The organism is Sphingomonas sp., from assembly GCF_042096255.1.
Lineage (GTDB): Bacteria > Pseudomonadota > Alphaproteobacteria > Sphingomonadales > Sphingomonadaceae > Sphingomonas.
This window is the reverse complement of the sequence record NZ_JBELLZ010000137.1, coordinates 1-6097: the sequence shown is the minus strand read 5'-3', so window position 1 is coordinate 6097 and position 6097 is coordinate 1. Positions and strand designations below refer to the sequence as shown.

Annotated in this window: 7 protein-coding genes; 3 read left to right on the top strand and 4 right to left on the bottom strand. The window is 67.8% G+C overall.

The features are described from left to right. Together lpdA and ACFDTH_RS16885 are read left to right on the top strand one after the other, a co-directional pair. Positions 1 to 1101 (top strand): dihydrolipoyl dehydrogenase (gene lpdA / locus ACFDTH_RS16890; RefSeq protein WP_375288726.1); only part of this gene is annotated, 1101 nt, incomplete at its 5' end. A gap of 240 nt (positions 1102 to 1341) precedes the next feature. Beyond that, on the top strand, positions 1342 to 1704 hold the full coding sequence (locus ACFDTH_RS16885; protein ID WP_375288725.1) for a GCN5-related N-acetyltransferase: 363 nt from the start codon (positions 1342 to 1344) through the stop codon (positions 1702 to 1704). On the opposite strand, the gene ACFDTH_RS16880 is transcribed toward ACFDTH_RS16885, so the two are convergent. From ACFDTH_RS16880 to ACFDTH_RS16865, 4 genes are all read right to left on the bottom strand, one after another. Next, the gene (locus ACFDTH_RS16880; RefSeq protein ID WP_375288724.1) at positions 1653 to 3113 is read right to left on the bottom strand and encodes a flavin-containing monooxygenase; all 1461 of its coding nucleotides are present in this window, start codon (positions 3111 to 3113) and stop codon (positions 1653 to 1655) included. The genes ACFDTH_RS16885 and ACFDTH_RS16880 overlap by 52 nt on opposite strands. 107 nt (positions 3114 to 3220) lie before the next feature. Beyond that, positions 3221 to 3790, bottom strand: a complete 570-nt coding sequence (gene pth / locus ACFDTH_RS16875; RefSeq protein WP_375288727.1) for an aminoacyl-tRNA hydrolase — start codon at positions 3788 to 3790, stop codon at positions 3221 to 3223. A 120-nt stretch (positions 3791 to 3910) separates the two neighbouring features. Next, positions 3911 to 4522 (bottom strand): 50S ribosomal protein L25/general stress protein Ctc, encoded by a 612-nt coding sequence (locus ACFDTH_RS16870; protein ID WP_375288723.1) that lies wholly within the window; start codon positions 4520 to 4522, stop codon positions 3911 to 3913. A 102-nt stretch (positions 4523 to 4624) separates the two neighbouring features. Beyond that, positions 4625 to 5545 (bottom strand): TraB/GumN family protein, encoded by a 921-nt coding sequence (locus tag ACFDTH_RS16865; RefSeq protein ID WP_375288722.1) that lies wholly within the window; start codon positions 5543 to 5545, stop codon positions 4625 to 4627. Between the two features lie 93 nt (positions 5546 to 5638). Here ACFDTH_RS16865 and ACFDTH_RS16860 point away from each other — a divergent pair. Further along, positions 5639 to 6097, top strand: a 459-nt coding sequence (locus tag ACFDTH_RS16860) for a glycine--tRNA ligase subunit alpha (RefSeq protein ID WP_375288721.1), incomplete at its 3' end; no start/stop codon positions are given.

Here is a 6097-nt window from a genome sequence, read left to right as displayed (position 1 = left end):
ACCGGCGGCATCGAGTTCCTGTTCAAGAAGAACAAGGTCACCTGGCTCAAGGGTCGCGCCGCTTTCGAGGACGCGCACACCGTCAGCGTCGGCGACCAGAAGGTCACCGCCAAGAACATCGTCATCGCCACCGGCTCGTCGGTCACCCCGCTGCCGGGCGTCGAGATCGACCAGAAGGTCGTCGTGGACTCCACCGGCGCGCTGGAGCTCGCCAAGGTGCCCGAGCACATGGTCGTCATCGGCGGCGGCGTGATCGGGCTGGAGCTGGGTAGCGTCTGGCGGCGGCTGGGCGCCAAGGTGACCTGCGTCGAATATCTCGACCAGATCCTGCCCGGCTTCGACGGCGAGGTCCGCAAGGAAGCCAATAAGATCTTCAAGAAGCAGGGGATCGAGTTCAAGCTGGGCACCAAGGTGACCGGCGTCACCGTGTCGGGCGACAAGGCGACGCTCTCGATCGAGCCCGCCGCGGGTGGCGAGGCGCAGACGATCGAGGCGGATGCGGTGCTCGTGTCGATCGGCCGGCGCCCGAACACCGACGGGCTGGCCCTCGACACGATCGGCCTCCAGGTCAACAACCGCGGCCAGATCGAGACCGACCACGACTTCCGCACCTCGGTCGAGGGCGTGTGGGCGATCGGCGACGTGATCCCCGGCCCGATGCTCGCGCACAAGGCGGAGGACGAGGGCATCGCCGTCGCCGAGAACATCGCCGGCCAGCACGGCATCGTGAATCACGACGTGATCCCGAGCGTGGTCTACACCTGGCCCGAGATCGCCGGCGTTGGCCTGACCGAGGAGCAGGCCAAGGAGCGGGGCGAGACCAAGGTCGGCAAGTTCCCGATGGCGGGGAACAGCCGCGCCAAGACCAATCACGAGGACGGCGGCTTCGTGAAGGTGATCGCCGACGCCAAGACCGATCGCGTGCTCGGCGTGTGGTGCATCGCCTCGGTCGCAGGCACGATGATCGCCCAGGCCGCGCAGGCGATGGAGTTCGGCGCGACCAGCGAGGACATCGCCTACACCTGCCACGCACATCCGACCCATTCGGAGGCGATCAAGGAAGCGGCGATGGCGGTGCAGGGCAAGCCGATCCACGTCTAGCCGATCGCCCGAGCCCGCAACGCAAGCTGCGGGCGAGGTTCGCCGCGATCGGCTCGGCCGGCGGCGCTACAGCGCCGTCCGACGTCACGACGCGGCTTCGCCGCGGCGCGTTGAAGTTCTCGGCGATACTGAGGCGTCCACCTCGGACGCACGCGTTTCGCCATGCCTCCACCCACCCCCGACCCCTCCCTCGCAGGGAGGGGAGTGGCCCGCAGCATGGCCCAGCACCATCTCAGCTTTATGAGATCCTGTGATGATCGGCTGGTGATCAACCGCGCCGCCCTCGAAGCCGCGTGGCTCGATCTCACCCGCCACGAGCTGCCCGCGCTCGCCGCCTCACGCGACTGGCCGGTCCGCGCCGATCATTGCTTCCAGCGCATCCTGCTCGACAATGCGGTAGGCGGGGTCTGGTACGACGCCATCTCGCGCCGTCCCGCCTACCGCCATGCCGACATGGCAATCCTCGAACGCGCGCTCGACCTCGGCCGCGCCGCCATCGCCGGCACCGCCGATCTGCACCGCCTCAACGCGCGCTCGCTCGCCTGGCGGCGTCAGGCGAAGGCCAGCGCCTCGCGGTCGAGCGTCTCCGTCTCGCGCGCATAGTCGCCGCAGCTGCCCGCCCAATTCTGGTACACGCGGCCGTTCGCGGCCTTGTACCAGCTGTGGCAGTGCGGATCGGCCCAAACGGTGCCGTCGAGCAACTGGCCGATTCGATCGTTGAAGCGCTGCTGGCCCTCCGGCGTCGGCACCGCTGCCCTGGCGCCGTCGGCTTCGAGCGCTTCCAGCGTCTTGAGCATATAGCCTACCTGCCGCTCGATCATGAAGCTGATCGAATTGTGCCCCAGGTTGGTGTTCGGCCCATAGAGCATGAACATGTTGGGGAAGCCCGCGGCCATGATGCCGAGATAGGCCTCGGGCCCGTCCTTCCACGCCTCCTTGAGCGTCCGCCCGCCCTCGCCGACCACCTCCATCGACCAGTTCCACTCGGTGGTCTCGAAGCCGGTGGCGAAGATCAGCACGTCGAGATCGTGGAAGCCATCGGCAGTGCGGACGCCGTTGGACGCGATCGCAGCAATGGACGCGGTCTCCAGCGTCACGTTCTCCCGCATCAGCGCGGGATAGAAATCGTCGCAGATCAGGATGCGCTTGCAGCCGATCGGATATTCGGGAGTCAGTTTCGCGCGCAGTTCCGGGTCGGGCACCTGCGCCTCCAGATGGTCGAGCGCGGTGCGGGTGAAGGCGGCGCGGCCTTCGGGGGTGAACTGGAAGGCCTGCCAGAAGAAAGCGTCGGCATTGTCGAAGATCATCGCGCGCTGGGACGCGCCGAGCTTCATCGCCATCTCGATGTTGGTCATCATCAGCGCCTTGGTCTCGGGCGTGACTTCATGGTCGTTGCGCGGCACCACCCAATTGGGCGTGCGCTGGAAGACGACGAGCTGGGCGGCTTCCTTGGCGATCTCCGGGATGAACTGCACCGCGCTCGCCGCCGAGCCGATCACGCCGACGCGCTTGCCCGTGAGATCGAGCGCCTCGGGCCATTCCGCCGCGTGAAACATCGTGCCGGCGAAGCTGTCGCGGCCGGCGATGCCGGGCAGGCAGGGGCGGCTGAGCTGGCCGAGCGCGGGGACGATCGCGTCGAAGGTGCCGCGCTCGCCATTTTCGGTCTCCACCACCCAGACCTTATCGTCCTCGTCCCAAGTCGCGCGCGACACCCCTTCGTTCAGGTGGAGCGACTCGCGCAGGCCGAATTGGTCGACGAGCCCGCGCGTGTAATCGTGGATCTCGGGTCCGCGCGCGAAATGGTGGCTCCAGTTCGGATTGGGGGCGAAGGAGAATTGGTAGAGGATTGCGGGCACGTCGCAGGCAACGCCGGGGTAGCGGTTCGCCCGCCAGGTGCCGCCGACATCGTCGGCATGCTCGTAGATCGTCACCTCATGCCCGGCTTGGCGCGCCAGGATGGCGGCGCACAGCCCGCCCATGCCCGCACCCGCCACGGCGATCCGCTTCGCCATCATCGCTCTCCATCCGTGCGCGGCTTTGTGCCGCTCTCGCGATCAAGATGCCTGCTTGGCGGGGGAGAGGAAAGGGGGTTCCGTAACTTTTGTTCTGGCGCCCGGCGTCAGGGCTGGAGTCGCAGCGCGACCTCGTTCATGAAGCGGACGTCGTCACCATCGGCAAGCCACGGCGCCTCCGCCGCAATCGCGCCGAGCAGGTCCGACAGGGGATCGATCTCGCTCTTGGCGTAGTTGCCCAGCACATGGCCGGTGACCCGGTCCTTGTGGCCGGGATGGCCGATGCCGATCCGCACGCGGCGGAACTCCGGCCCGAAATGCTGGTCGATCGAGCGCAGGCCGTTGTGGCCTGCGAGGCCGCCGCCCATTCGCACCTTGAGCTTCATCGGCGCCAGGTCGAGCTCGTCGTGGAAGACGGTGAGCGCCTCGACGCCGAGTTTGTAGAAGCGCAGCGCCTCGCCGACGCTGCGGCCGCTTTCGTTCATGAAAGTGGCGGGCTTGAGCAGCAGCATCTTGTGCGTGCCGATCCGGCCTTCCTGCAGCCAGCCCTGGAACTTCTTCTGCGGCGGGGCGAAGCCGTGCACTGCGGCGATGGCGTCCGCCGCCATGAAGCCGACATTGTGCCGGTGCATCGCATATTGCGCGCCGGGATTGCCCAGGCCGACCCAGAGTTGCATTGTCACTAACCCCTCCCCTTCAGGGGAGAGGCAGGGGGTGGGGCCGTGTCTCACCGAGACGATCGCCCGCGGCACTGCCCCACCCCAACCCCTCCCTGAAGGGGAGGGGCTTGCGTTCGCTTACTCCGTCGGAGCCTCGCCCTCGGCGGCCGGCTCCTCGTCCGCAGTCGCGGTCGGCACCGTCGGCGGGACGATCGTGGCGATGGTGAAGTCGCGGTCGTCGATCGTCGGCACCACGCCCTTGGGCAGCGACACGTTCGAGATGTGGACCGAATCGCCGACCGCATAGCCCTTCAGGCTGATCGTGAGCTCGGTCGGGATGTCCGCGGCGTCGCAGGTCACCTCCACCTCGTGGCGGACGATATTGAGCACGCCGCCGGCACGCGAGAAGGGCGCCTCGTCCTCGTCGGCGAACACGACCGGCACCGAGACGGTGACGGTGGAATGCTCACCCACGCGCAGGAAATCGACGTGGAGCGGACGGTCGGTCACCGGGTGAAACGCGACGTCCTTGGGCAAAGTGCGGACGCCGGCGACGGTGACCACGGTGGTCATGAAATGGCCGGTGTTCAGCGCCTTGACGAGCGCCTTCTCCTCCAGATGGATCGAGAGGGGCTCCTGATTCTGGCCGTAGATCACGGCGGGGACGCGGCCTTCGCGACGCAGCGAACGGGAGGCTCCCTTGCCAACCCGGTCACGCGTCTCGGCCGCGAGCGTCAGCGTGTCGCTCATGTGCGGTACCTTTCGAAACGGTGGTTCAAGCTTCCGCCACGCCTCCAGGGATGACCATGACGGAAGCGCGCGCGGATAGCGGCCCGCGGCGGCAAAGTCCAGTCAGTAGCGGACCCGCTCCGCCGTTATCCCGCGCTCGCGCAGCCGCTCCTGCACGCTGCCCGCGCCGGCGAGGTGTCCCGCGCCCACCGCCATGAACACGGTGCCCGGCTGCTTCATCCGCTCGGCGATCCAGCCCGCCCAGGTGCGGTTGCGCGCATAGAGGATCTTCTCTGCCACCTCGGGCTCGTCCTTCAGATTGTCGTTCATCTCGGCGGCAAGGCCGTCGGGATCGCCCTCCGCCCAGTCGGTCACCATTCGCTCGATCAGCGGGCCCATATTGGGCAGCTCCTCGATGGTGGAGGTGAGGAAGCCGATCTGCGCCGACTCCGACAGGCTGTCGAAATAGCCGAACTGCTGCTCGGCGGTTTCCAGCCCCAGCTCCTTCTTGCCCTGCGCCTTGGCCGCCGCCTCCAGCACCTGCTCGGGCCCGTTGGCGCCATCGTATCCCATCGACTGGAGCGGCGCCATCGACACCGTCACCGCGGCGAGCCAGGGTTTGAGCCGGTCGAACGCGGCGGCGGGCACGCCCAGCTTCTTGAGTGCGGCGTCATAAGCGGCGCGCTTGTCCGCCGGGATACGCTGCGACAGCGGCGGCGCATCGGGCGCGGCGGCACCGACGCGGGCGACCAGCGCCTTCATCGCCGCATCGTCGGGCGCGACGATCTCGGTCACCAAAGTGTCGGACTTGTCGAACGCGGCCTTCACGGCCTCGTCGAACCAGCTGAGGCCCGGCTTTAGCAGGTGGATGGTGCCGAACAAATAGACGGTGGTGTCCTCGTCCTTCACCACCCACAAGGCCGGATCGGCATCGCCCGGCGTGGCGGCGGCGGCCTTGGTCGGCTGCGGCGCTGGCTGGGTCGGCGCCTGGGCGCAGGCGGGCAGGGGGGTGAGCGCGAGCAGCGCGGCGAGGAAGCGGAGCATGGGTGGGCCTTGGCTGGCGGGGGATGAACACCCGCCTAATCCACCCCCGCGCGGGTTGCCAGAGCGCGAGCCGCTCGCCTAAGCCGCGGCACGATGAGCCAGCCACTCAGCTTTCAGGCGATGATCCTGCGCCTCCACCAATATTGGTCGGAGCGCGGATGCGCGATCCTCCAGCCTTATGACATGCGCATGGGCGCGGGCACTTTCCATCCCGCGACGACGCTGCGCTCGCTCGGCCCCAAGCCGTGGCGCGCCGCCTATGTCCAGCCGTGCCGCCGCCCCACCGACGGCCGCTACGGCGAGAACCCCAATCGGCTACAGCATTACTACCAATATCAGGTGATCCTGAAGCCGAGCCCGCCCGACCTGCAGGAGCTGTATCTCGGCAGCCTCGCCGCGATCGGCGTGGACATGAGCGTCCACGACATCCGCTTCGTCGAGGACGATTGGGAAAGCCCGACGCTCGGCGCCTGGGGCCTGGGCTGGGAAGTCTGGTGCGACGGCATGGAGGTGACGCAGTTCACCTATTTCCAGCAGATGGGCGGCTTCGAC

What these genes read in the sequence shown, in the direction of transcription:
- ACFDTH_RS16885 (WP_375288725.1), top strand. Translation starts at nt 1,342, where the DNA reads ATGAGATCCTGTGATGATCGGCTGGTGATCAACCGCGCCGCCCTCGAA.
- ACFDTH_RS16880 (WP_375288724.1), bottom strand. Translation starts at nt 3,113, where the DNA reads ATGGCGAAGCGGATCGCCGTGGCGGGTGCGGGCATGGGCGGGCTGTGC.
- pth (WP_375288727.1), bottom strand. Translation starts at nt 3,790, where the DNA reads ATGCAACTCTGGGTCGGCCTGGGCAATCCCGGCGCGCAATATGCGATG.
- ACFDTH_RS16870 (WP_375288723.1), bottom strand. Translation starts at nt 4,522, where the DNA reads ATGAGCGACACGCTGACGCTCGCGGCCGAGACGCGTGACCGGGTTGGC.
- ACFDTH_RS16865 (WP_375288722.1), bottom strand. Translation starts at nt 5,545, where the DNA reads ATGCTCCGCTTCCTCGCCGCGCTGCTCGCGCTCACCCCCCTGCCCGCC.